General features: G+C 45.9%; 24 protein-coding genes. 9 read left to right on the plus strand and 15 right to left on the minus strand.

Going from position 1 to position 23,640, the window contains the following annotated elements; all coding sequences use genetic code 11:
* Window positions 1-33: 33 nt before the first annotated feature.
* The 4 genes from L5L98_RS19415 to L5L98_RS19430 all read right to left on the minus strand — a co-directional run bounded on the left by L5L98_RS19415 (window position 34) and on the right by L5L98_RS19430 (window position 6,099).
* Entirely contained in the window at window positions 34-3,492 is a 3,459-nt protein-coding gene (locus L5L98_RS19415; protein ID WP_263142940.1) for a zinc-dependent metalloprotease, read from the minus strand.
* 22 nt (window positions 3,493-3,514) lie between these two features.
* On the minus strand, window positions 3,515-4,384 hold the full coding sequence (locus L5L98_RS19420; protein ID WP_263142942.1) for a hypothetical protein: 870 nt from the start codon (window positions 4,382-4,384) through the stop codon (window positions 3,515-3,517).
* Window positions 4,385-4,448: 64 nt separating this feature from the next.
* The gene (locus L5L98_RS19425) at window positions 4,449-4,868 is read right to left on the minus strand and encodes a hypothetical protein (RefSeq protein WP_263142944.1); all 420 of its coding nucleotides are present in this window, start codon (window positions 4,866-4,868) and stop codon (window positions 4,449-4,451) included.
* Window positions 4,869-5,169: 301 nt separating this feature from the next.
* Complete coding sequence (locus L5L98_RS19430; protein ID WP_263142947.1) at window positions 5,170-6,099, minus strand: LysR family transcriptional regulator; 930 nt, start codon at window positions 6,097-6,099, stop codon at window positions 5,170-5,172.
* Between the two features lie 134 nt (window positions 6,100-6,233).
* Between L5L98_RS19430 and L5L98_RS19435 the strand changes: the two genes are divergently transcribed.
* Both L5L98_RS19435 and L5L98_RS19440 read left to right on the plus strand, forming a co-directional pair.
* A complete protein-coding gene (locus L5L98_RS19435; RefSeq protein ID WP_263142950.1) occupies window positions 6,234-7,256 on the plus strand; it encodes a zinc-binding alcohol dehydrogenase family protein in 1,023 nt (340 codons plus the stop codon).
* Entirely contained in the window at window positions 7,253-7,537 is a 285-nt protein-coding gene (locus tag L5L98_RS19440) for a putative quinol monooxygenase (protein ID WP_168825853.1), read from the plus strand. Before L5L98_RS19435 ends, L5L98_RS19440 begins: the two co-directional genes overlap by 4 nt.
* A gap of 47 nt (window positions 7,538-7,584) precedes the next feature.
* Here the strand turns inward: L5L98_RS19440 and L5L98_RS19445 are convergent, their stop codons facing one another.
* From L5L98_RS19445 to L5L98_RS19460, 4 genes are all read right to left on the minus strand, one after another.
* Window positions 7,585-8,319, minus strand: coding sequence for a fumarate reductase iron-sulfur subunit (locus tag L5L98_RS19445; protein WP_263142954.1), 735 nt, complete (start codon window positions 8,317-8,319; stop codon window positions 7,585-7,587).
* Window positions 8,319-10,325, minus strand: a complete 2,007-nt coding sequence (locus L5L98_RS19450; protein ID WP_219251925.1) for a fumarate reductase flavoprotein subunit — start codon at window positions 10,323-10,325, stop codon at window positions 8,319-8,321. The genes L5L98_RS19445 and L5L98_RS19450 overlap by 1 nt, the downstream gene beginning before the upstream one ends.
* Window positions 10,326-10,419: 94 nt before the next feature.
* Entirely contained in the window at window positions 10,420-11,091 is a 672-nt protein-coding gene (locus L5L98_RS19455; protein ID WP_263142957.1) for a fumarate reductase cytochrome b subunit, read from the minus strand.
* Window positions 11,092-11,262: 171 nt separating this feature from the next.
* Complete coding sequence (locus tag L5L98_RS19460; RefSeq protein ID WP_263142959.1) at window positions 11,263-11,985, minus strand: fumarate reductase cytochrome b subunit; 723 nt, start codon at window positions 11,983-11,985, stop codon at window positions 11,263-11,265.
* 454 nt (window positions 11,986-12,439) lie between these two features.
* Between L5L98_RS19460 and prmA the strand changes: the two genes are divergently transcribed.
* The 6 genes from prmA (at window position 12,440) to L5L98_RS19490 (ending at window position 17,777) form a co-directional block, all read left to right on the plus strand.
* On the plus strand, window positions 12,440-13,321 hold the full coding sequence (gene prmA / locus L5L98_RS19465; RefSeq protein WP_105250427.1) for a 50S ribosomal protein L11 methyltransferase: 882 nt from the start codon (window positions 12,440-12,442) through the stop codon (window positions 13,319-13,321).
* Window positions 13,322-13,495: 174 nt separating this feature from the next.
* Entirely contained in the window at window positions 13,496-14,464 is a 969-nt protein-coding gene (gene dusB / locus L5L98_RS19470; RefSeq protein ID WP_106649201.1) for a tRNA dihydrouridine synthase DusB, read from the plus strand.
* Between the two features lie 16 nt (window positions 14,465-14,480).
* Entirely contained in the window at window positions 14,481-14,786 is a 306-nt protein-coding gene (gene fis / locus L5L98_RS19475) for a DNA-binding transcriptional regulator Fis (RefSeq protein WP_006083371.1), read from the plus strand.
* 272 nt (window positions 14,787-15,058) lie between these two features.
* Entirely contained in the window at window positions 15,059-15,733 is a 675-nt protein-coding gene (locus L5L98_RS19480; RefSeq protein WP_263142962.1) for a hypothetical protein, read from the plus strand.
* 652 nt (window positions 15,734-16,385) lie between these two features.
* A complete protein-coding gene (gene ric / locus L5L98_RS19485; RefSeq protein WP_263142963.1) occupies window positions 16,386-17,141 on the plus strand; it encodes an iron-sulfur cluster repair di-iron protein in 756 nt (251 codons plus the stop codon).
* Window positions 17,142-17,273: 132 nt separating this feature from the next.
* Window positions 17,274-17,777 (plus strand): helix-turn-helix domain-containing protein, encoded by a 504-nt coding sequence (locus L5L98_RS19490; RefSeq protein WP_263142964.1) that lies wholly within the window; start codon window positions 17,274-17,276, stop codon window positions 17,775-17,777.
* 29 nt (window positions 17,778-17,806) lie between these two features.
* Here L5L98_RS19490 and L5L98_RS19495 read toward each other — a convergent pair whose 3' ends face one another.
* The 7 genes from L5L98_RS19495 to lptM all read right to left on the minus strand — a co-directional run bounded on the left by L5L98_RS19495 (window position 17,807) and on the right by lptM (window position 23,231).
* Window positions 17,807-18,385, minus strand: a complete 579-nt coding sequence (locus L5L98_RS19495) for a HupE/UreJ family protein (protein WP_113940843.1) — start codon at window positions 18,383-18,385, stop codon at window positions 17,807-17,809.
* 113 nt (window positions 18,386-18,498) lie between these two features.
* Window positions 18,499-19,230, minus strand: a complete 732-nt coding sequence (locus L5L98_RS19500) for an HAD-IA family hydrolase (RefSeq protein WP_263142966.1) — start codon at window positions 19,228-19,230, stop codon at window positions 18,499-18,501.
* On the minus strand, window positions 19,230-20,150 hold the full coding sequence (gene xerC, locus L5L98_RS19505; protein ID WP_263142967.1) for a tyrosine recombinase XerC: 921 nt from the start codon (window positions 20,148-20,150) through the stop codon (window positions 19,230-19,232). The genes L5L98_RS19500 and xerC overlap by 1 nt, the downstream gene beginning before the upstream one ends.
* Window positions 20,151-20,207: 57 nt before the next feature.
* Entirely contained in the window at window positions 20,208-20,837 is a 630-nt protein-coding gene (locus tag L5L98_RS19510; RefSeq protein ID WP_263142969.1) for a DUF484 family protein, read from the minus strand.
* Window positions 20,834-21,661 carry a diaminopimelate epimerase gene (gene dapF, locus L5L98_RS19515; RefSeq protein ID WP_105250436.1) on the minus strand — a complete coding sequence of 276 codons (828 nt, stop codon included), beginning with the start codon at window positions 21,659-21,661 and terminating at the stop codon, window positions 20,834-20,836. Before dapF ends, L5L98_RS19510 begins: the two co-directional genes overlap by 4 nt.
* A gap of 76 nt (window positions 21,662-21,737) precedes the next feature.
* Window positions 21,738-22,982 (minus strand): diaminopimelate decarboxylase, encoded by a 1,245-nt coding sequence (gene lysA, locus L5L98_RS19520; RefSeq protein WP_263142971.1) that lies wholly within the window; start codon window positions 22,980-22,982, stop codon window positions 21,738-21,740.
* Window positions 22,983-23,039: 57 nt separating this feature from the next.
* The gene (lptM, locus tag L5L98_RS19525; protein ID WP_263142972.1) at window positions 23,040-23,231 is read right to left on the minus strand and encodes an LPS translocon maturation chaperone LptM; all 192 of its coding nucleotides are present in this window, start codon (window positions 23,229-23,231) and stop codon (window positions 23,040-23,042) included.
* 79 nt (window positions 23,232-23,310) lie between these two features.
* Between lptM and cyaY the strand changes: the two genes are divergently transcribed.
* Window positions 23,311-23,640, plus strand: coding sequence for an iron donor protein CyaY (gene cyaY, locus L5L98_RS19530; protein ID WP_105250439.1), 330 nt, complete (start codon window positions 23,311-23,313; stop codon window positions 23,638-23,640).

Below are 23,640 nucleotides of genomic sequence, written 5' to 3' on the forward strand. Positions count from 1 at the left end.
GCCGCGGGTGCGGCTAATCTTGATTCAAGTGACTTAATCAAGCACAGGTAAGTAACTGAGCACTAACTGATCTCGACTTAGCTGCCTATCAATGATCTCACCTACTGTGCCATTGTTTAACTTGATGGCAAGCGTGGGCTCCCCGGCTTGCGTCTTAAAGGTTTCCATCTCTTTAATTCGGTTAATCAGCGCGAGTGCTAAGGTGTTTTCTGCGGTTGCAGCGTACACTCGGCCATTTACCGTCACTTCTGCTTGAGTAGCCAATGCTGGGCCAGCTAAACGAATACCCACGTATTCACGCCATACCCTAGCTTTTTGCTCGCCTTGATAGTCACTGTCCACGGATGCAAGCACCACTTGACGTAATATCATCTGCAGTAAATTACTCTTACCTTTTGGCTGTCCGTTAACAGTATCGAATTGGAAGTAACGTGATACCGAACGGTCGTAATTAGGTAATGGCTCAATACTTTGTTGCGCAAAATCAGTGTAATAAGGCAGATAGCTATCGAGCTTACCACTCACATTACAGCTTTCGGTAAAGAGCGGCGTATTACCACGAGTAAGGCCAGGACCTTCGCCCATGGTCATCTTACACAGCATGTCTTGGAACACTGAACCCACATTAGGTAAATCAACCAATGCTTTATAACCAAGACTCGATGTACTACGTGGGGTGGTACGTGATACTAAGGCTCTCACGGCTAACAATTTATCTGGCCACACCCCCAAGACGTCGCGCTCATTCACATAGGGATGGTTAGGTGAGGATGCAGGCGTTTTAATACCGTTGAGTAAGCGACCCGAAAAGCTGACATCCGCCGTTAATAAATCCTGAAATTTAGGATTAATTTGCGATTTAATGATCAGCTCTTTCAAGGCTTCAGGAGAATCAGAGAACTGACTTATCACCTCACCTGGCTCAAACTTCGCCTTCATATCGCCGCTTTTAAAACGATATTGTTCAAGCACTTTGCCAAAATTGTACTGCTGTCTTAAGGCCACGCTGCCATCGGCTTGCTTGTATGTCACATCGAGGGTCGCATCATTTTCTCCCACCAGCTTAAGGAAGAAATCTGCCGACTGATTCATCGCCCGCTGATTCGCGCAATACCAAGCCTCGCTACCTGCCGCCGCCAATCGTTCGCATTCACCAGCGAAAAAGTTTTCAGATAGACCAAATAATTGCTCTAAAAAGCTTACATCTTCAATGAATTGACGTATTTCATCAAACTGAGCTTTACGATTAATGGCGTAACTTAGGCTATGATCTTCAAATAAAGATTGACGATTATGGCGTAGGTTCATGGCCTCGTAGCTATCAAAATACTTCTCGATATAGAACTGATTAATATCATCTAAGTTTTTACCTGCATCACCACGATTACAGTTACTGTTAAGGGACACATGTTCATCAGTGCAGTAAGAATACTGACGTAGACTATTATTTTGCTCAATGTTATAGAGCACACCAAATCGAGTATCTCCATTAACAACCCCTTTGGCGAGTTCGTCACGGCGTTTGACATCTTCCGCTTTGAGCGATACAAATTCGTTGGCCTTCGTTTCTACTTCACGGGCATAGCCAAAACGTAACGCAGCTAAGTCATAGGGTTCAAACGTGGTTGCAAACCGATTCACGTTGTAATCCATTTGGCTCGAAAACTCGGCATTAACAGTAATGTCTGGGTAACCTGCATCGCTAAAGGCGGCTTTTAACTCCGTCAGTTGTGCTTGGTTAAAGGTATTGTCGTGGTCGCGACTCCCTGCAAAGTTATGTCTTAAACCAAAGGTATGTCCTAACTCATGGGTTAAGGTGCCAGCAAATGCTTGTGCAGCTAGGGCTGTCGTTAAGGAGTCTTGTAAACTTATGGGCAGATCTTCAAATGCCGCTAACTTACCGCCCACTTTGCCATCAACCCACATTTCAGCTTTTTTCCAGTCAATTTCATGACCTTTGATGCCGCGAGGTAATTCACGATCACTACCACCCGTAGCAAACACGGTATCCACATGCATCATTGAGTTTTCAGACCAAAACGCTTGTGTTTTTTCATCAAAATCCGCTAAAGCATCGAAACTATTATCCTTGGGCGTTAATAACATCGATTTGGGTGCAGCGATAAGTTGCTGAGTGGGTTGCTCAAATGCAGCCGCCTCAACTGGCGCGGTGTCTAGGCTGACATCTGGCTTGTCCAAACGAGCGACATATGGCTCGCCCGTTAACGACGTCACTGAATTCGCGTCCAATTTGCCTCTGTTATAATCTAAACGCACTTGGCGATAGTAACGTACTGCGCCTTGTTTTAGATTCGAGCTGTATTGATTGACTCGCGCACTCACAATTTCACCTGTTAGCGGGTTTGCCGCTGATGGACCATAACCCGCCAAACCATTATCCAAAGGCTCATCGAATAAAGTGATGTTGCTATAACGTAGGTCGCCATGGCGTTTATCGTTGGCTTGCTCAAGTTTTATCTGTGGAAAACCGGTTTTATACAGCTTGTTTTGAATGTTAATTGCCGTAACAGACTCAATGGCAGCATCCCAAAAGGGTTTATTTTTCGCATCGTAGAAATTATTACTCAGGTAATAAGTAAGTTCTGATTTGGCCGGATTAAAGCGATTCAAGTAGGTACGCACATACCCGTCAACGCCCTCTGAGTCAGTCGCATCACGATAGGTATGGGAGGAGGTAAAGAAGCCAAATGCACCCTTTTCATTTTCGGCATAGGGAATCGCTTGATAGTCTTTACTGGCTAACTGATCCACCGCCACAATCGAAATAAACTCGGTGGTCGTAAAGGATAGGTTGTCGAGGTTGCCACCGTAAAATTGGTTAAAGCAACTTGGTGAAGCTTGATAGGTATGCTCAATTTCAAAGTTAACCACGCCCTTAGCTAAATCCATCTCATAGCCTTTTTGGCCTTGAGTATTCACTAGACGCGGGGCTTCTGTTTCAGTAACGCATTCTCCAAAGGTGAAAATGTCATTAATGCCCAGCTCGGCAATTTTGGCTTTGGCAAAATCGGGGACAAAGTAGCGCTTATCCTGCCATGTTAAATTAGCATCTGTATTAACTTGCTCAACGTTAACGCACTCACGCCATTTATCTTCGGTACATTTAAAGTCGATATATTCGCCAGGAATGGTTAACACTGGCGCTTGGTTATACTCATTAGGATAACGACTGTCATGACCTAGTCCGATATTATCTCGGTCAATTTGACGTACTTGGATACCATTCTCAGTTTTATGCAAGGTCACCAACTTAGGATCACCTTGGGTAAAACCTCGCACCTCGGCAGCATAACGCGGAGCCTTACCCACGCTGCGAATGTAGAGATATTGCCGCTCAGTTGCTTTATCGATGTCGGCAGTGGTGACTTGCTTTTCATCTTTCGGGAGTTCTTTATAAGGCTCATCGCCGGCACCACACCCCACAAGGGTCAGTGCGCTGGTGATCGCCAGACATACCATGGACTTCTTCATAGATTCCTCTTAACTACTGTTTTTATAGATATTTAGTAATTGACAAATAAAAGGTTGAACTCTTTTTGTCATAAATCTCAAATCCCTGAGATGTCCCCACTTCTGGGTTATAGAAACGACCACTATTGTTGTGACCAACAGCCAACACCCAATCAGACTTAAACGACCAACCGAGTTCTTGGGCAAAGGTAAATTGATCATCGAGTCGACGACCGTAATAGTTTTTGGAAATCCGATAACGACCACTCATATCCAAATACCAATTGGCCGTTATTTGCCAATAAGCATCGAGTAATCCATCGAGTTGCTGTTCAACTAACACGCGCTCACCAGCGGTTTTGTATTGGTAAGCGTTGTAGCGATAGCGCGGTGAAAAATAAAAACTTAGGTTATCTAGCGGGCTCCAAAATAAGTACGCGGCAATGCGCGGCGCATATTGCAACCTATCTAGTTTTGATTCACGTTCTGCGGGTAAATACACACCTAAACTGCCTTTCAATGAGACGGTATCGGTTAAGGCATACAGTGGCGTGCGGTACTCCAGCAAAGGATCATAAAAACTGGACTCTTTGCCATGTAGTGTTTGCTTTTCACCCCCAAGGGTAAACAACACATTGCCCCAATTTGCCTTGTAATCGATACGGCTATCGATGTTGTAGGCTTGATAGGCGTAATAACTTTCCGAGTCATAAATGTTTCGCGTAAAACCCACATTAACGTAGCCAGACCATTTTGCTGCTTGTGCATCCGTTGCTAGCTCAAATTCATTGACGGCCAATGCTTGGCCGACAAAGGAGAAACTGGCCAGCATCACCTGCACGCAGAAAAGCACAGACCATTTATTTCGTCGACGAGGAATCGACGAATAATATTGATTACTCGTTGGTTGCATAATAAAACCTTGATTTATATTTTTAATGAAAAATCTTGATAGTGAGCATGCGCTCTATTTAACGCTAGGATGTACTTGCTTGAATTGATTTCATCCAATTAAGTAAAACTGAATAATAGTTTTCTATATTAGTAATATAACTACGTATAAATATGGTTAAGACGAAATAAATAAAACCCAAAAAAACGAAAAAAGACGCTCCCCAAAATATGCTTTCAAAATCCGTTTGGGCAAACCCAGCCCAAAGGGGAGCGCTATATTCACCAACTATTACTATTGACTGATGGCTAACAGGTTCACAGTGAAATGCCAACACCGAAGCCATTGATAAATAATTATTTTTAATAACACAAGAATCAGACAACGCGGCAATATTCACAGGTAAACTCACCCATAATATTCCAAATATCAGCCACTCACCCACAGCGAAAAGAAAACGCTTTGGTATTTTTGGATATTTTTTTGTGGCTAATTTCGTTAACATTGCTCGTCAATACGTCATGCTATAAATAATCTCCACTGCGACATCACAGCCAAAGATACAAAAAGATACATTTGTTGCATCATACGCACGAACAAAAAATATTTACAACTCACACAAGAGCTAACTCATATTAAATTAAAATAAATATGAGTTAGATCAGAAAAATCCAGCAAAATTAAACATAAAAAACACAATGAGAAACAACTAAGCCCACCCAACAAAACAATTTAGAAAACTTTATTTATAAATAAATAACAACATGCAGTGCGCTTATTTACATATACCACCATAATGCAATTGCTTAAGGGTGTTGTGGGAGAATATGACGAGCCGCCAACTGCATTTGCAGCTCCTTACAACGTTGGCGTAACATTTCGCGAAGCAGTAACACCACGGGAGTGACATGTTCACGTCCTGGGCACACTAAGTACAAATCGACGGGCTCCCCCTGATACTCAGGCAACAAACGTACTAATCGCCCTGAGATTAAGTCATCGGCCAGATCTAGACTCGACTTAAATACCAACCCTTTGCCAGCCACAGCCCAACGGCGGGCAATCTCGGCATCATTAGCACTACGATTGCCCGTGACACGCACTTTGAATTCTTGACCATCACGCCTAAATAGCCATTGATCGTGGGTGCGATCATCCAACTTATAAAACAAGCAATTATGCTCGACTAGTTGTTCTAATGAATCAAGCGCACCAAACTTAGCGAGATATTCAGGTGAGGCGCACAAGACACGATCAACACTGCAGATAGGGAAAGCCACTTGGTTAGAATCCTGCGGTTTTCCATAGCGCACGGCGACATCAATTTTATCGTGATAAAAACTGCTGATATTGTCGCCAAGGTGCAAGCGAACTTGCAGTTGAGGGAAATCGAGCAAAAACTCGTCGAGCCAAGGCACAAAAAGATTACGGCCAAAGTCTGAAGAAACCGACAGGCTTAAGGTGCCGGATATTTTACCTTTATCACTGGCGATAGCTTGTTCGCCAAGCGCTAAATCGCTTAGCGCACGTCGGCAATGAATAAGATAACGTTCACCTTGCACAGTCAAACGTAAGCTGCGTGTCGTGCGGATAAATAAGCTAGTATCGAGCTGTTTTTCAAGCCGTTTTATTGCCGCGCTGGCAGAAGCGGCGGAGATATCCATCTCGGCTGCTGCGGCAGATATATTGCCGCAATCAGCGACTCGCACGAACAAAGCTAAATCATTAATTAGCATGATTATCAAAAATCCTTTGAAAAAATTACAAACTTTATCCTGTTTATCTCTTGGCTAATATTCCACACAATGGCTACACGATACAAGTACACTCAAATAAGTCGACTCCAGCAAGTACACCCAGAGGAATAAACATGAAAGCCATTGGTTACCAGACAGCAAGTGCAATCACAGCGCCAAATGCATTAGAAAACATCACGCTAGCCGAGCCAACTGCGACAGGTTTTGACCTTTTAGTGGAAATCAAAGCCATTTCTGTCAATCCGGTTGATACAAAAATCCGTGCATCTAGCTCTGCACCTGCAGGCGAATACAAAATTATCGGCTGGGATGCGGTCGGTGTCGTCAAAGCCATTGGTGAGAAAGTCAGTCTTTTCAACGTTGGCGATGAAGTGTGGTATGCGGGTGATATCAGTCGCAGCGGAAGTTATGCAGAATATCAATTGGTTGATGAGCGAATTGTCGGCCATAAACCTAAAAGTTTAACCTATACCCAAGCCGCGGCATTACCTTTAACGGGGATTACGGCATGGGAGATTTTATTCGACCGTTTAGCTTTACCCCAAGATGGTTCGGCAACTGACGCCCGTATTTTAATTATCGGTGCGGCCGGCGGAGTGGGTTCAATCATCACTCAGCTTGCAGTAAAACTCACAGGTGCAGAAGTCATAGGCACTGCATCTCGTCCTGAATCCGCCGCATGGGTGCACAAACTTGGTGCCGATGCTGTTATCGACCACACCAAGCCACTTTCACAGGAACTTGCCAATATTGGCATTACTGATGTGACCCATGTGATTAGCTTAACCCAAACCGATCAGCATTTTGATGAAATAGTACAAGTGCTTAAGCCACAAGGAAAACTAGCATTAATCGATGATCCTAAAGGGCCATTAGATGTGATGAAACTTAAGCGTAAAAGCTTATCCTTACACTGGGAACTGATGTTTACCCGCAGCCTTTATCAGACCGAGGATATGATTGCACAACATCACTTACTCAACCGCTTAAGCGCCCTTATCGATACAGGCGAGTTACAGAGTACGTTCGGTGAGCACTACGGCACCATTAATGCCCAAAACTTAATCAAAGCTCACGCTCTGATAGAGTCTGGCAAAGCAATAGGTAAAATTGTTTTAGAAGGTTTTAACCAATGAAAATAACAGTATTTGCCCAAATCATAGCGAATCAAGGCCAAAGCGATACGCTATTTAAGATACTCAAGCAACTCGTGACAGACACTCATACCGAGGCTGGCTGCATCGAATATAAACTGCATCACTCATTAGATGATGAAAATATCTTCTGGATGTACGAAATTTGGCAATCCCAAGCCGCACTGGATGAACATATGGCGAGTACGCACTTTCAAGCATTCGTCGCTCAAACCGCAGACATAATCAATCGAGCTGACATTCACAAAAGCTACGCCTGCTAATCAACAAAAAAGCGCCAAACACGTTGGCGCTTTTCATCATTTATCACTTATCGAATCAAAGTCATGGCCATCTTGCGGCGTAAATACGCGATTTGCTGCATGTGTGGCAAATCCTTAGGACAGTTGTCTTGGCAGCCGAGTAAAGTCATACAACCAAATACGCCATCCTGATTGCCAATCACATGGTAAAAATCCTCGGCAGTACGAGCGTCACGGCTGTCCATCTCAAAACGAGCTATTTTCATCATGCCCACAGCGCCGACAAAAGTTTCACGCATTTGTTTCGTCGCACAGGCGGAAACACATACACCACATTCAACGCAGCGCTCTAGCTCATACAAACGCGCAGCTTCATCTGGATCCATAGGATCTTCAAGCCGATGCACGCTTATATCATTGGCCTTAGGGTGTAACCACAGCTTTAAGCGTTCGGCCAGTTCCCGCATAAACTTACCAGTGTTAACCGAGAGATCACCAATCAACTCAAAACCTGGCAGCGGCATTAAGGTGATTTCGCCCTTAGGGTATTTGGCCGTTAAGGTGCGGCAAGCTAGCGTCGGGAAACCGTTGATCACCATAGCGCAGCTACCACAGATACCAGCACGACAGACAAAGTCGAACTGCAATGAAGTGTCTTGTTCTTCCCTGAGTTTATTAAGGGCGATAAATACCGTCATCCCCGGCGTTTCGGTAAGCTGATAACGCACTATTTTCGGCTTATCATTTGGCTCCTGCGGATCATAACGAAAGATATTAAAGGTTAACTGGCGACCTTGGCTCATTATGATTTTTCTCCTAACGCATTGGCAGATGGACTTTTTAAAGTATCACTTAAACGTTCATTATTGGGTTGTAAGCTCTCGGGTAATTCAAAGGGCATAAGAGCCCGCTGCCTTTGATAACGGTCAGCATCATCACCTAGCTCAGCTAAAATCTCGGCAATTTGCTGTTCACGCTTTTCGGTATCGGGATGCACTATGGCGTTGTTGATGCCATAACCACGATAACCCGGCGGGAGTTCCATCTTCATCACATCGAGTGCTTCGTAGTTAAGCACAGGTTCGAGTGCCTCGGGATCCGGCCAGCTGGCCAAGGTGCGATTCAGCCAGTCTCGATCATTTCGCTGTGGATAATCCTCGCGAGCATGGGCACCACGACTCTCTGTTCGCGCTGCGGCGCCGCAGGCTACGGTTAGCGCCACTTTTAGCATACGCTTGACCCGCAGGGCTTCAACTAACTCGGGATTGGCGTGACGCTTTTTACACTTAAGCCCGAGTTTACGCGAACGCTCGAGCAACACTTTTAGTTCGGCAACCGCTTTTTCAAGCTCGGGGCCATTACGGAAAATCCCCACATAATCCATCATGATGCGCTGCATTTCGCGCTTGAGCTCAAAGGCGCTCTCGTGACCATCACCCTCGACCAGCATATCGATTTCACTCTGCACCTGCTGCATAAACCGTTCAGCAAGCTGAGTGTCGATCTCAAGGCTATTGTTCTCACAAAAATCGGCGACATATTTACCAATAATCATACCGCCAACCACGGTTTCGGCCAACGAATTACCGCCTAAACGGTTAAAGCCGTGCATGTCCCAACAGGCCGCCTCTCCTACGCTAAATAAGCCTTTAAGCTGCGGACTTTCACCTGTGGCATTAGTCCGAATACCGCCCATAGAATAATGCTGAGTTGGGCGTACAGGGATCCAATCTTTAGCGGGATCGATGCCAAGGAAATTCTCACAAATTTCCTGCACTTCCCTAAGATTCGTTTCAATATGCTTGCGACCTAAAAGGGTTATATCTAGCCACAAATGCGGGCCATAAGGGCTATCGACGCCCTTACCTTTACGTATATGTTCGGTCATGCGACGCGATACGACATCCCGCGATGCCAACTCCTTTTTATCGGGCTCATAGTCAGGCATAAAGCGATAACCGTCTTTATCGCGCAATAAGCCGCCATCACCACGGCACCCTTCCGTTGTTAAAATGCCCACGGGAACAATGGCAGTGGGATGAAATTGTACCGCCTCCATATTGCCAAGCCTTGCCACGCCCGTTTCCAATGCCAACGCTTGGCCAATACCTTCGCAGATGATCGCATTGGTCGACACTTCATAAATTCGGCCATAACCACCAGTGGCTATCGTAGTGGACTTAGCCACATAGGCTCTAAGTTCACCCGTAATCAAACAACGAGCAATCACGCCATGGCAACGCTTACCATCGTGAATAAGTGCCAAGGCTTCGATACGTTCATGGACGGGAATATCCATGGAAATCGCTTTGTTATCCATAGCGTATAACAGCGAATGACCTGTACCGTCGGCGGTATAACAAGTGCGCCATTTTTTAGTCCCGCCAAAATCACGGGCGTTGATAAGACCATGGGCTTCTTGGGCCTCATGTAGCGTGACTTTTTGCGCATTGACTATCACTTCTCTCGGGCCAGCAGTCACCCGAGACCAAGGCACGCCCCAATTGGCCAGCTCACGTACTGCCTTAGGTGCACAATGGGCAAACATCCGTGCGACATCTTGATCGCAGCCCCAGTCGGAACCTTTTACCGTATCTTGAAAATGCACATCCTCATCATCGCCCATTCCCTTAACGGCATTGCCTAAACTCGCCTGCATACCCCCTTGAGCGGCAGCAGAGTGGGAACGTTTTGCAGGAATGAGTGACAGAACTAAAGTGTCAAGCCCACGCTCTTTCGAAGCGATAGCGACCCTTAAGCCCGCGAGCCCAGCTCCTACCACCAATGAATCGGTATAAATCAGTTTCACGCCTGCTCCTTAATGGGGTCTATTGTTTTGTGCTGTTTTTTTTATGTTCGACATTCTATTCACTGATTAACTTAATCATTGATTAAAAGCGGAATTAACTCGCGTAGGGTAAAAATGCCAAAAGTGAGGCAACACCAACAGAGACAAATAGCATGCTCACTATGGTCTTGATCTTACGTAATCGACTGCGGTTGTTGAGATCCCGCGCCGCGCCCCATTTCAAAGCCACACGGTAAATGCCAATTGCTGCATGTAACTCCACAGTGAGCAGTAAAGGCAGATACACCATCCAGACACCTTGATTCCAAATACGATCGGCGCTTCCCTGAGGGCCAATGGTTTCGGGAGCCGAGCCAATAAGCCACAAATGCACAGGCAACAGCAGTAGAATCACTACACCGGTAATGGCTTGCCAGCGCCACAAGCGAGTATCGCTGTGGTTGATCACTTGCATTTGTTGGCGTAGAGCCCTTTGCTGACGCAGACTCATGGGTAATTTTTGCAATGCCACTAACACGTGCACTAACGCCAAAATGGCAATACCAATGGCAATACAAGTCACTACCCAAGGATAACCGTGTCCATCAGCGGACAGAAAACTCAGCTCCATAGTGCGAGCAACCCAACTCATGGCATCCGCACCCAATAAAATCGATGACACTAACACTAAGTGGGTCCACAAAAAGACTGCGAGTATTACCCCTGACAAACTCTGGCTTAAATCCAGCCAAGCACTCCATTTTTTAATATTTAATTTGATCGCCATCCTATCGCCTCACGCCGTTGACCTTATCGAGCCAATCTCATTAAGTCTTATCGCAAACTAATATCGCTCACACATCCACACGAAAACGTGAGCCAGATCAATTGAGTGCTGAATAATTAACCTAATGCTTAATAATAGCAGTGAAACAAAATCCTGCTGCTAGCTTAAAGCCTACTCAGGTACGAAGGGCTGCACAGGAATATCGAGCTCGCTACCGATAAATAGATATGAAACAAGGCTCGCAGTACCAAGGCATAGCAAATAAATAATCAGCACCTTAGCGAGTTTTCGCAGGCCTGAGCGCTGAGTGGTTATGCCCCACTTTACCGCCACGCGATAGAGACCAATCATGGCGTGTACCACTACAGCGGGAAGTAACAGCGCATACAGCAACCAAGCATTATCGTGATAAACCCGCTCAGCTGATAAATGCGGGCCAATTTCGGGATTCAAAATCATAGTGAAGAGGTGAACAGGAACGAGGAAAAATAAGATAAAGCCGGTGATCAGTTGCCAAAACCACGCATGGGTATCCTTATGCTTGATATTCCCCATGTGCGAACGCAGGGCTCGCCATTGCCCTAGCTGCGCCGGAAAACGCCGTAGCGCCACCGCGGCATGTACTATCACCACCAATAGCATAAGCACTGAAAACACTTTAGTGACTATAGGAAAACCATGTCCTGTGCTGCTAAACATTCCACCTTCAAGCAACTGAACGACCCGATAAAAAGCCTCTTTACCCAGCAAAATACTCGATTCAAAATGCATGTGTAATAGTAAAAAGCTGCCAAGCATAATCCCAGTCGCACTCTGCAGCCTATCAGCCTTAGCCGACCAAGGATGACCTAGCGGTGTACTCACCCTATTGTGAACTCGAGTTATGCTTGTCATCTTGAATTAACCTATGTCGTTTATCGTTGGCACCTCTTGGCAAACTACACCATAGCAGCAACTCAAATCAGGCTTCAGTGTCACAGATTTAAAGCGTGAGCCAACTCACCTGACGGAGTTAAACTCTTAGAAGATGATCACAAAAAACGTATCAAAACCAAACAAAGGTAAAACCAATTAACCAATATATTTCATAGTGTTATATCAAATAATAAAACTGACAATTCGTTTTTTAACACTAATCCATACCCGCCAGCTAACCCCTTGTCTGTATAGACAAAAGCGCAGTACCAGGATAGCCAGTCGTCGAACCTAAACCCTAGTGATAACCAAACGACCTTACCTAAAGTGCTTTAAATTCCCGCTACATCCTGCATTTTGGGATAGTTTGGGTATACAATACCGCGATATTTTGAACCCTTAGTTTATGAACACTCAGTCACAGGATGCCCCCATGCCTTGGATCCAACTCCGTATAAACACCAATAGCGATGATGCTGAAACCATCAGCGACTTGCTCATGGAAGAAGGTTCAGTCTCTATCACCTTCGAAGACGGTAAAGATACCCCTATTTTTGAACCTAAATTGGGCGAAACCCCACTGTGGCGCGATACCGTGGTAGTGGCCTTATTCGATGCAGAAACCGATCTGACACCAACCATCGCCATGCTGAAAACCTTGCCTTTCCTCGGTGAGAACTTCAGCCATAAAGTCGAACAAATTGAAGATAAAGACTGGGTACGCGAATGGATGGATAACTTCCACCCCATCCAATTTGGTACACGCTTATGGATCTGCCCAAGCTGGCGCGAAATCCCTGATCCAACCGCGGTTAATGTGATCTTAGATCCGGGTCTTGCCTTCGGTACTGGCACTCATCCCACGACAGCACTGTGTTTAGAGTGGCTAGACAGCTTAGATTTAAGCGATGAAGAAGTGATCGATTTTGGCTGTGGTTCAGGCATCTTAGCCGTAGCCGCACTGAAACTGGGCGCGAAAAAAGTCACAGGTATCGATATCGACTATCAAGCCATCGACGCTTCCCGTGCCAACGCCGAGCGCAATGATGTCGCTGACAAGCTGGCGTTGTACTTACCAGAAGACCAACCCGCCGATCTCAAAGCCGACGTACTGGTCGCTAACATTCTTGCAGGCCCTCTGCGTGAATTAGCGCCTTTGATCGCAGAACGCGTAAAAACCGGTGGCAAACTTGCCCTTTCCGGCCTCCTCAAAGAACAAGCCCAAGAAATCTCTGACTTTTATAGCCAATGGTTCGATATGGACGCAGCGGCTCACAAAGAAGATTGGAGCCGCTTGACAGGTAAGCGTAAATAGCGCTAAAGGGTGGCGCAACATGCGCCACCGCTGGCTTCCAACAATTTAGCCTCTGACTTCTCGTCAATTAAAAGTCAAGAAAAAAAATTACCTCTAGGTCATTTATTGACCTTTTCACGGCCAACAAAAAGGGCTACTATAGCGCCCCTTTGAAGAGCTAAGGTGAAACATAAAATGCAGATTGGACCCTATCAACTGAACAATCAGCTGATCGTGGCACCAATGGCAGGTGTCACCGATCAAGCCTTCCGCAATCTTTGTCTTCGTTATGGCGCAGCCTTAGCGGTTTCCGAGATGCTTTCATCCAATCCCGAGGTTTGGGATACAGATAAAAGCCGCCAGCGCATGACGCATTCTGGCGAGGAAGGCATCCGCTCAGTGCAAATTGCAGGGGCTGATCCTGATTTAATGGCGCAAGCCGCCTTGTTCAATGTCGAACAAGGTGCTCACATCATTGATATCAACATGGGTTGCCCGGCGAAAAAAGTGAATAAAAAGCTGGCAGGCTCGGCGCTAATGCAAAATCCACCGCTGGTAAAAGAGATTTTACAAGCCGTGGTCGCCGCAGTGAACGTGCCTGTCACGTTAAAGATTCGCACCGGCTGGGAGCCAGAGCACAAGAATGGTGTTCAAATCGCCCAGATTGCAGAGGATTGTGGCATAGCCTCGCTCGCCGTTCACGGCCGCACGAGACAATGTATGTACAGAGGCGACGCTGAGTACGACACTATCAAAGCAATTAAACAGAATGTCTCGATTCCTGTTGTCGCCAATGGGGACATCGACAGTCCGGAGAAAGCCCGCTTTGTGCTGGAATACACCGGTGCCGATGCCTTGATGATAGGACGGGGTGCTCAAGGACGGCCTTGGATTTTCAGAGAAATCCAGCACTACTTGGAAACGGGTAATAAGCTAGCGCCCATTGAGGTTGCCGAACAGCGTCAAGTGATGCTGGAACACCTCACCAAACTGTATGACTTATATGGTGAATACAAGGGTATCCGCTTCGCCAGAAAACATATGGGATGGTACCTAGACCAAGAAGCTCAGCGCCAATTTAGGGCTGACTTTAATCGGCTGGAAACCGCTGCAGAACAGTATTCCCTCGTGGAATGTTATTTTGATGAATTAGTACAGAATTAATAAAGAGCAGAATAGAATGTTTGATCAGACAACTAACACAGAAGTTCACCAGCTTACCGTTGGCAAAATCGAAACCGCAAACGGCACTATCAAGCCCCAGTTATTACGTGACGCCGTCAAGCGTGCCGTAACTAACTTCTTCGCACAGTTGGACGGTCAGGAAGCACAAGAAGTTTATGAAATGGTGCTAAGCGAAGTTGAAGCGCCCCTGCTTGACATCATCATGCAACACACTCGTGGCAACCAAACCCGCGCAGCAAACATGCTAGGTATCAACCGTGGTACTCTGCGTAAAAAATTGAAAAAATACGGCATGAATTAATCCGCAAGGATTAAGCTGTTGTATTAAAAAGGGTTAATCAGAAATGATTAACCCTTTTTACATTTTGAACCCACTCCTGAACCCACAGTTAGTGATCTACTCGTATTAGAATTTATCTTACTTGCCCAGTACTCGTAATCTTTATAGAGTGCATTTATCAAAGGCTGCTGTGTATGTTCATGGGGGAAGAACTATTATTCAACGCAATGAACAAACAACTTGAGCTATATCGAAATTCGTATCCCACCTTCACACTTGAATAGGGTGATTTTATGGACTTGTTAGATAAGTATCAGCTTAAGGAATGGTGGCTTCAAGCTCTAACTGCAAGTCAAAGAAACCAAGTTGCTAACGACTATCGTCCTATGGGCTTACCAATTGGCGAAACTCCCTACCTATACCAAGATTTAGATAAAACTGACTCTAACAATGGATTCGGTAAACTAAGTCTTTTACTTACTCTTTCTTACATTGCTGGTGATGAAGCAAAGCATATTCTCCAAACCAAAGTAGAAAACGAGTTACTCCAGTGTTATACGGCACCTGATAGTAACCTGATTGATGTGCACCTAGCCCTTGCATCACTTATCAAGCATCACTACTCATTGAGAACAGCCCCAGAACATTATGAAAAAGCCAAAGAATTCTGCTTAATGCAAATATCTATCTCTAGTAAGTTGGTCAAAAAATTTCGTCATATCGAAAAACCTAAAGAACTAAAAAAACTACAGAACATAACGGGAATTAAAGATCCTTATTATGATGAACTTCAAATGCTGCCCTCCCATACAGGCTACAAACAGTTAGCAATTATTCTTGAGAAAGAAGGCAATATTGAAGGTGCATTAAAGCTCTCTAAACAAGCTCTAAAGCAAGGCTGGACGGATAATTATGAAAAACGAATAGATAAACTTAACCAAAAATTAGCGAAGCAAAAGAAGAACTAGACCACTGAAGTTAACAATGAATAAAACTGCTGAGCATGCTAACGCAACTGGCCTAACACTTAATATTTGCCGATGGAAGGTGGTTACGTATAAGAGCATCAGCGCTTTGATTAGGGATGTTGATAGCATCGTATCTCCCTTGTTAAAACAGTAAGCCTTATCCCTTTCTAGTGAAAATTAATCTAAGGTTGCTCGTTAAGTTGTGTTTCGTTAATGATGAAAATTGAAGCAAATTCAAGGCTCATACTGGACTTTAGTTATGGCAGTAAGGCTTAGTCTACCCAGTGTTTGGCCGCCCAAGAATATCTCAGGAGAACACTCATCCCTCGAACCATTAGCAGTTGATTATAATGATATGCTGTTCAGCCAACTACGGGGTCTGCAACACTTCACTGAGTCCAAAAAATAATAATAAACAAAACCCTCACATCGCTCTAACCATTCCAGCAGCAATATCAACTCATATTAATAATCCCGAGTGTAAATTTGCTACATCCAAACTAAGTCAGCTCTTCCTACTCCTTAAGAGATATTTCGCTCAACTAACTGTGACATCATCGGCAAATCCTGACTATTTTAGTCAGGATTAGTTGCCACAAAATAAAGCTGTAAATAATATGAATGTAATTTTATTGCTGCTCTGGAGCTACTTATGTCTGCTACTTCTGTCTCAAAAGATGCACAACTCCCACCCCATGGGTTTAATTCTCAACACAATCATTGGCTAGAACGAAAAATAGGTGAACTAGTGGCAGAAGACTTTCGCCGCGCACATGTGTTTAGTCAATTTGGTATCGATTTTTGTTGTGGCGGGGGTAAATCACTGGCGGTCGCCTGTGAGCGTGCAGATGTAGATCCCGCAAAAGTGGTTGCTGCGCTGAATGCCGCAACACTTACTGGTGGCAAAGAAGATGAATTAAATCAATTACCCTTAGATCAACTTATCGAATATATAGAATCAACGCACCATCAATACGTGCGCGAAAAAGCCCCTTTATTGGTCGAATATTCCGAGAAAATGATTCGCGCTCACGGTGAGCACTATGCCGAAATCGTTCCCTTTGCGGGTTGGGTACGAGCCTTAGTTGAAGACTTAATGCCACATTTAATAAAGGAAGAAAAAATACTGTTTCCGGCGATCCGCGCCATGAGTCATGGAGAGCAGGTTGAGGCTTGCTTTGGCCATATTGGCAACCCTATCAATGCGATGCAACATGAGCATGAAGAAGTCGGTTTGATTTTGCAAAAATTACACGAGCTCACTAACGACTTCACACCACCTGAATATGCGTGCACTACATGGCGTGTATGTTATGCCACTCTGGCAGAATTTGAGGCGGACTTACATCAGCATATTCACTTAGAAAACAATATTCTATTTCCTAAGGCATTGGATCTCACTCAATAATTGATTAAATGTTTATCCCATAGCGGCTCCAAATTACGGATTATCCGCTTAACCTTAAGGCCAGACCTAAGTCTGGCCTTTCAATTGTTGACGTGCTACAACAAGTCATGTGTCGCTGACGGATAAGCTGCCATGACATTTCAATCATTTGCACTCGATGATATTGCCAATTTGCACGAATCGGCCCAAGTAGAATTTAAACTCGCAGGTGGCCGCGATGGCCAAGGTCAATTACCCGAAGACATTTGGGCGACTTATAGCTCTTTTGCCAACACTTTGGGTGGCGAGATCATCCTAGGTGTGCGGGAAGAGCGTGGCCATTTCAGTATTGAAGGCATTCCCAACCCCCTTCCCGTCTTGCAAGAATTTTGGGAAATCCTCGATGACCCGAGTCGCACGAGTCACAATCTTTTAGCGATCTCGGATGTACAGATTATTGAAATTATGAACAAAACACTCATTCGTATCCGCGTACCGCTGGCGCCTGAGCAGCTAAAACCTATCTACGTAGGCAGCGATCCTTACACTGGGAGTTATTTTAGGGTAGGAGATGCCGACATGCATGCAAGCCGTCGACAAGTCAATCTACTGCTACGCCGCGCCCATCTTTGCATGAAGCAACTCAAGGCGCGTTAATCCAGTAAATCTAACGTCCTGTTATTACTTTAAAAACCTGCTAATAGATAGCCGCCCATGGCCGCAATCGCCACGCCAGTAACGCGCATTAAATTGCGTTGCCCTGTCATCCGCTGCATTCCAAGGCCTATCATTACGCCGCCTAAATGGATGACTGCTGTACCAAATAAAAATCCTAGGGCATACAGGACTGGGCTGGCCAATTCAGGCATTTCTGCGCCGTGGGCATGCCCGTGGAAAATCGCGAATACGCCCACAAAGGCCATGGCGAATAGCAATGGGATTTGGCGATCAAAAGCGATGGCAAGGCCGAGCAACAATACAGAAAGGGCGATACCAATTTCAACGAAGGGAACGGCAATGGCGTATAAGCCTAAAATCCCGCCCACTAACATAAAGGTGACAAATGCTAAGGGGACAGTCCAAATCGCGCGGCCACCGAGCTGGGTGCTCAACATGCCCACACTCAACATAGCCAGCAAGTGATCGAAGCCCAATACGGGATGATTAAAACCCGACATGAAACCGCCACCTGAATGGATCTCATGGGCCGATACCGGCGCGATCCAACATAAAGAGAGCAGTAATAACAACCCGATACGCGCCATAAAATAGCCTTAGTCAGTGACTTTAGTGATATAAAACTTAACTTTAGTGCAAATTTGGCTGGCAAACCTTGATCTCAATCACCCAAAGATACAGATTAAAAATGCACGCTAAGTTAGTTTTCGTCGATAGCCAATACTTTTGTCAAAGCATCGAGGGAGGCTATTTCTAAATGGGGCAACAAGGCGGCGATCGGTAAGGAATCGACTCGACCAAAACTGGGATTTAGCCACACAGACTGGCACCCCGCCAACCGAGCACCACGAACGTCTGCATTCATGCTATCACCAACATGCAGTAAGTGTTGCGGTGCAATCTTTAACCGCGAGCAAGCTAATGCGAACATGTCTTTAGCGGGTTTCATATGCACGCCATTACCTGGATGCAACACAAACTCGAAAGTTTCCCCTAAACCAATCCGCTCTGCGTCCACATTGCCATTGGTGATGCCGACTAATCTAAAATGCTGCGATAAGCGCTTGAGTAATAAGAGCACTTCGTCAGACACTTGGAAATGACTGCGGTAAAAATAAAAGCATGCTAATCCTTGCTCGGCGCCGCGTTCGGCTTCAGTCGCCGAATACCCTAATTGTATTAGACCTTGGCGAAGCGTAGCTAAACGGGCTGCGCTAGTGTCGTGGGCGAGCTCACGATTTTGCTGCAAAAGTTGCAGTTTTAGCCTGCGCCAATCATGGGGTTGCCACGCCTGCGATAATGGATAAGTCTGCAACAGAAACGTCGCCAGCTCTGCCTCGGCATTTAAAATATGCGGCAGATTGTCGTACAGGGTATCGTCGAGATCGAAACTGATCGCTTGAATATGTTGAGGTCTAAGATAGCAACGCATTATTTATCCTGTGTTTTTTTCGCTCTAGGATGGGCGTTATCATATACCTTAGCTAAGTGTTGGAAATCCAAACTGGTATAAATTTGTGTGGTCGCTAGGTTCGCATGACCCAATAATTCTTGCACCGCCCGCAAGTCGGCGCTCGCTTCTAACATGTGAGTGGCAAAGGAATGACGCAGCTTATGGGGATGTACTCGCACCGATAATGCCTGCTCTTGACCCCATTTAGCCATGCGCGCCTGAATACTGCGATGGGAAAGTCGCTTGCCTTTTTCAGTCACAAATAAGGCGTTATCTTCACAGGGGATCTGCTTTCGGCAATAGAGCCAATTTTGCAGCGCAGTAATCGCTAAACGACCGACAGGGACGATACGCTCCTTATTACCTTTACCTAAGACTCGCACTTCTTTCAAATCATATTGCACACTGGATAAATTAAGCGCGGCAAGTTCCGCTAAACGTAAGCCACTGGAATAAAACAATTCCATCATGGCTTTATCACGCAGACTCAGCGGATCTGTACCTTCAATGTCCAGCAAGTGACTGATGGCATCGACATCGATATTCTTCGGCAGAGGTTTGGTCTGTTTGGGGGCACTTAAGCCTTTGGCGGGATTAAGCTCAATCACGCCTTCGCGCAGCAAAAATTCACCCCATTGTTTTACCGCCGATAAACACAGAGAAAGCGATCGCGGGCTTAAACCTTTGCGGTGCAATTTGGCTAACACTTGCTGCCAATGCTCGCGGCTCACATTGAGTAAATGCACGCCTTCGGGCAAGAGATCGCTACCGCGATTAAGCTCGTAAAGGTAATTCCGTACTGTATGGGCAGACAACTGTCGCTCGGTACTCAGATAACGTTCAAAGGTGTGTAACCATTGAGTATTTAATGCCGACACTTCGCCTGTTTGCGTACTCATATCGGTTTCCTCGTGGGTTTTGCCAAGCCTTGGGTGAGCAAAATCGCTCAACGGCTGTTACAGCTTAGCAAGCATATGCGCCAGTAAACGCCGCAGTTGTTCCAGCAGCATGTTATCCATATCAGGATGAAAATGGGTGACATCTTGGCTAGCAATGGCAAAAATCACCGGGTTGTCTTCCGACAATTTAGTCAGTGCCACCGACCCCACTTCGCTACCAAATAGGCGTTTGGCTTCTTGTTGCGTTAGCCGACCAAAATAGTGACCTTTATGCAGCCTTTGATCCCATATTGCCTTCATATCGGCATCGAGAACGCTGATCAAACGCACATGACTGAAATTAAACTGTAATTTTAAACTGTCGGCTAAGATTTCTTTGAGTGACACTAGATCGGCACAATTCAGTAGCTGGAAGGATAACTCAGTATTGAATTGGTAAATTTTCTCGTTGCGCGCCGCCATCGTTAACAGACTGGTGATCTCTTCTTCCAACTGGCTGACTCGCTGGCGCAGCATTTCTTGACGACGTTCCACCAAAGAGATGGCGCCGCGCTCCATGTGGGGTAGACGCATTGCCAGCAATAGTTCGGGATAGCGATTGAAAAAATCAGGATTATCCAGCAGATACTCGCGAATAATCAACTCATCAAAGGGCACATTCGTCTGCGGCATCAAAGGCTCTGTCATAACTGAATTTGTCCATCGTAAACATGCTGCGCTGGGCCCGTCATCCACAAAGGTTTCCCCTCGCCTTCCCAGTTGATGGTTAAAGTACCGCCGGGTAAATCCACCCGCACTTGCTGGCCGAGCTTCCCTTGCACTTGACCTACAACCACGGCCGCACACGCGCCAGTGCCACAGGCCAAAGTTTCGGCAGCACCACGTTCATACACCCGCAGCTTAATGTGGCCCGAATCCACCACTTGCATAAATCCCACATTCACACCACGGGGAAAGCGCTCATGCTTAGTGAGCATGGCACCAATTTCAGCAACAGCGGCGCTCGCCACATCTTCAACGTCGAGCACACAATGGGGATTGCCCATAGAAGCCGCGCCACATAAAAACGTTTGCAGTGGTGTTTGCAGTAAATAGGTTTTTTCGGCTTTCTTGGCTTTAAAGGGGATCAGACTTGGTTCAAGAATAGGCACGCCCATATTCACGGTAACTGTGCCATCTCGCTCTAAACGCAGAGTCATCTTACCTGATGAAGTGCTAACACGGATTTTACTCTTATTGGTCAATCCTTTATTGCGCACAAAACGGGCAAAACAGCGGGCGCCATTACCGCATTGTTCGACTTCAGTACCATCGGCATTGAAGATGCGATAATGAAAATCTAAATCGGGATCATAGGGCGGCTCAACCAACAGTAATTGATCGAAACCTATGCCAAAGTTACGGTCGGCTAAACGGCGGATCTGCTCAGGCGAAAAGAACACGTTCTGCGTGACCCCATCGACCACCATAAAATCGTTACCCAGTCCGTGCATCTTAGTGAATTGGATCAAGATACTTATCCTTTAAGCCGAGGCGCCGCTCATTAAGTATGAAACCAAGCGCCTGAATCAATATAATTTTTCTAGTTTACGGCAGGAGTTGCTCACCTTGCCAGAGCTGAGACAATTTTTCTCGCTCACGCACTAAGAAAGCGTGCTCACCATCGACCATGACTTCGGCCGCACGAGGACGCGTGTTGTAGTTAGAGGCCATCGCAAAACCATAGGCACCACTCGAACGCACAGCAAGTAAATCCCCAGCCACTAAAGCCAGCTTGCGATCTTTACCTAAAAAGTCACCGGTTTCGCACACTGGACCAACAATATCAAACTCATAGGCCTCAGAGTCCCTTGGCACTACTGGGATAATATTTTGCCATGCACTGTAAAGTGCTGGGCGAATTAAGTCATTCATCGCGCCATCGACAATCGCAAAACGCTTGTCGCTGTTTTCTTTCAGATACAGCACCTGAGTAACAAAAATCCCCGCATTAGCGGCAATCGCACGGCCCGGTTCGAAGATCAGCTTCAGTTGACGGTCGCCCATACGCGCTAATATGGCGGCGGCATACACATCAGGATGCGGCGGAATTTCAGCATCATAGGTCACACCTAAACCGCCACCCACATCAAAATGCTCAATGACAATACCTTGTTCAGCCAGACGATCGATCAACGCTAGCATACGATCCATTGCATCGAGGAAAGGTTGAATTTCGGTTAATTGCGAACCGATATGGCAATCGACACCTTTCACTTTTAAATGTGGCAAAGCATGGGCACGGGCGAAGATGGTTTCGGCCTCATCCATAGCGATACCGAATTTATTTTCTTTAAGGCCAGTCGAAATATAGGGATGAGTACCCGCATCCACATCGGGATTGACTCGCAAGGAAACTGGCGCCACTTTACCTAAACGACCTGCGACCAAATTTAACTGCTCAAGCTCGGCGCTCGACTCGACGTTAAAGCAATAAATGCCCAGATTAAGTGCCTGTTCCATTTCGGTCGCAGTTTTACCCACGCCAGAGAACACCACTTTAGCGGGATCGCCGCCCGCTTCAATCACTCTTGCTAACTCACCACCCGAAACGATATCAAAACCACTGCCTAAACGTGCCAGCACATTCAGTACGGCCAAGTTCGAATTAGCTTTAACCGCGTAACAAATCAAATGTGGATGATCTGCCACGGCGTTATTAAAGGCATGCCAATGGCGCTCTAGCGTGGCGCGGGAATAGATATACAGCGGCGTACCATAGGTTTGAGCTAAGTCGGCGACCTGGCAGCCTTCGGCGTGCAGGGCATTTTGTTGGTAGAGAAAGTGATCCAATGTCTGATTCCTTACTGCGCTTTATCGCTGCGATAGTGATGATAGTTATAGCTGCTATTATTGTTGTGTTTTTTGTACTTCGATGGCTCGAATTTCGGTTTTAATCTCTTCTACTTCAGGCTCAGATTTAGACGCCTCAACCTTTTTAGGCTGATTCACCTCTGTGGCCGGAGATCGATAGAGGGGGCCCTTCTGGCCGCATGCAGTAATGAATAGGCTACCAAGCAATAACAATAAAAACAGTCTCATTTTTCTCAACATCTGTGCATCTGGTGACTAATGGCCTTATAATCGCACCCATCTTGACGAAAGCAAAGGACAGAAATGCATGGCCATGACAGATACAGAATTTCACCAGCTCGCCGATGACATGTTCCAAGCCATAGAAAATGCGATTGAAACTGCGATTGATGAGCAAGATGCCGATCTTGATATCGATGCCAGTGGCAACGTATTGCAATTAGAATTTGTTGATGGCTCTAAGATAGTGATCAACAAGCAAGAACCTTTGCATGAGATTTGGGTCGCCACACGCTTTGGTGGATATCACTTTGGTTTTGTTGAAGGTAAATGGATGGACGGACGAAATGGCGGCGAGTTTATGCCATTCGTGCAAGAGTCTATCGAGCGCCAAGGCGGCATTAAGCTTAGCTTCTAA

Source organism: Shewanella sp. SM23, assembly GCF_025654295.1.
Classification (GTDB): Bacteria; Pseudomonadota; Gammaproteobacteria; order Enterobacterales; family Shewanellaceae; genus Shewanella; species Shewanella oncorhynchi.

Coding starts and splice junctions, on each gene's coding strand:
- L5L98_RS19415 (WP_263142940.1), bottom strand. CDS start 3,492: ATGAAGAAGTCCATGGTATGTCTGGCGATCACCAGCGCACTGACCCTT.
- L5L98_RS19420 (WP_263142942.1), bottom strand. CDS start 4,384: ATGCAACCAACGAGTAATCAATATTATTCGTCGATTCCTCGTCGACGA.
- L5L98_RS19425 (WP_263142944.1), bottom strand. CDS start 4,868: ATGTTAACGAAATTAGCCACAAAAAAATATCCAAAAATACCAAAGCGT.
- L5L98_RS19430 (WP_263142947.1), bottom strand. CDS start 6,099: ATGCTAATTAATGATTTAGCTTTGTTCGTGCGAGTCGCTGATTGCGGC.
- L5L98_RS19435 (WP_263142950.1), top strand. CDS start 6,234: ATGAAAGCCATTGGTTACCAGACAGCAAGTGCAATCACAGCGCCAAAT.
- L5L98_RS19440 (WP_168825853.1), top strand. CDS start 7,253: ATGAAAATAACAGTATTTGCCCAAATCATAGCGAATCAAGGCCAAAGC.
- L5L98_RS19445 (WP_263142954.1), bottom strand. CDS start 8,319: ATGAGCCAAGGTCGCCAGTTAACCTTTAATATCTTTCGTTATGATCCG.
- L5L98_RS19455 (WP_263142957.1), bottom strand. CDS start 11,091: ATGGCGATCAAATTAAATATTAAAAAATGGAGTGCTTGGCTGGATTTA.
- L5L98_RS19460 (WP_263142959.1), bottom strand. CDS start 11,985: ATGACAAGCATAACTCGAGTTCACAATAGGGTGAGTACACCGCTAGGT.
- prmA (WP_105250427.1), top strand. CDS start 12,440: ATGCCTTGGATCCAACTCCGTATAAACACCAATAGCGATGATGCTGAA.
- dusB (WP_106649201.1), top strand. CDS start 13,496: ATGCAGATTGGACCCTATCAACTGAACAATCAGCTGATCGTGGCACCA.
- fis (WP_006083371.1), top strand. CDS start 14,481: ATGTTTGATCAGACAACTAACACAGAAGTTCACCAGCTTACCGTTGGC.
- L5L98_RS19480 (WP_263142962.1), top strand. CDS start 15,059: ATGGACTTGTTAGATAAGTATCAGCTTAAGGAATGGTGGCTTCAAGCT.
- ric (WP_263142963.1), top strand. CDS start 16,386: ATGTCTGCTACTTCTGTCTCAAAAGATGCACAACTCCCACCCCATGGG.
- L5L98_RS19490 (WP_263142964.1), top strand. CDS start 17,274: ATGACATTTCAATCATTTGCACTCGATGATATTGCCAATTTGCACGAA.
- L5L98_RS19495 (WP_113940843.1), bottom strand. CDS start 18,385: ATGGCGCGTATCGGGTTGTTATTACTGCTCTCTTTATGTTGGATCGCG.
- L5L98_RS19500 (WP_263142966.1), bottom strand. CDS start 19,230: ATGCGTTGCTATCTTAGACCTCAACATATTCAAGCGATCAGTTTCGAT.
- xerC (WP_263142967.1), bottom strand. CDS start 20,150: ATGAGTACGCAAACAGGCGAAGTGTCGGCATTAAATACTCAATGGTTA.
- L5L98_RS19510 (WP_263142969.1), bottom strand. CDS start 20,837: ATGACAGAGCCTTTGATGCCGCAGACGAATGTGCCCTTTGATGAGTTG.
- lptM (WP_263142972.1), bottom strand. CDS start 23,231: ATGAGACTGTTTTTATTGTTATTGCTTGGTAGCCTATTCATTACTGCA.
- cyaY (WP_105250439.1), top strand. CDS start 23,311: ATGGCCATGACAGATACAGAATTTCACCAGCTCGCCGATGACATGTTC.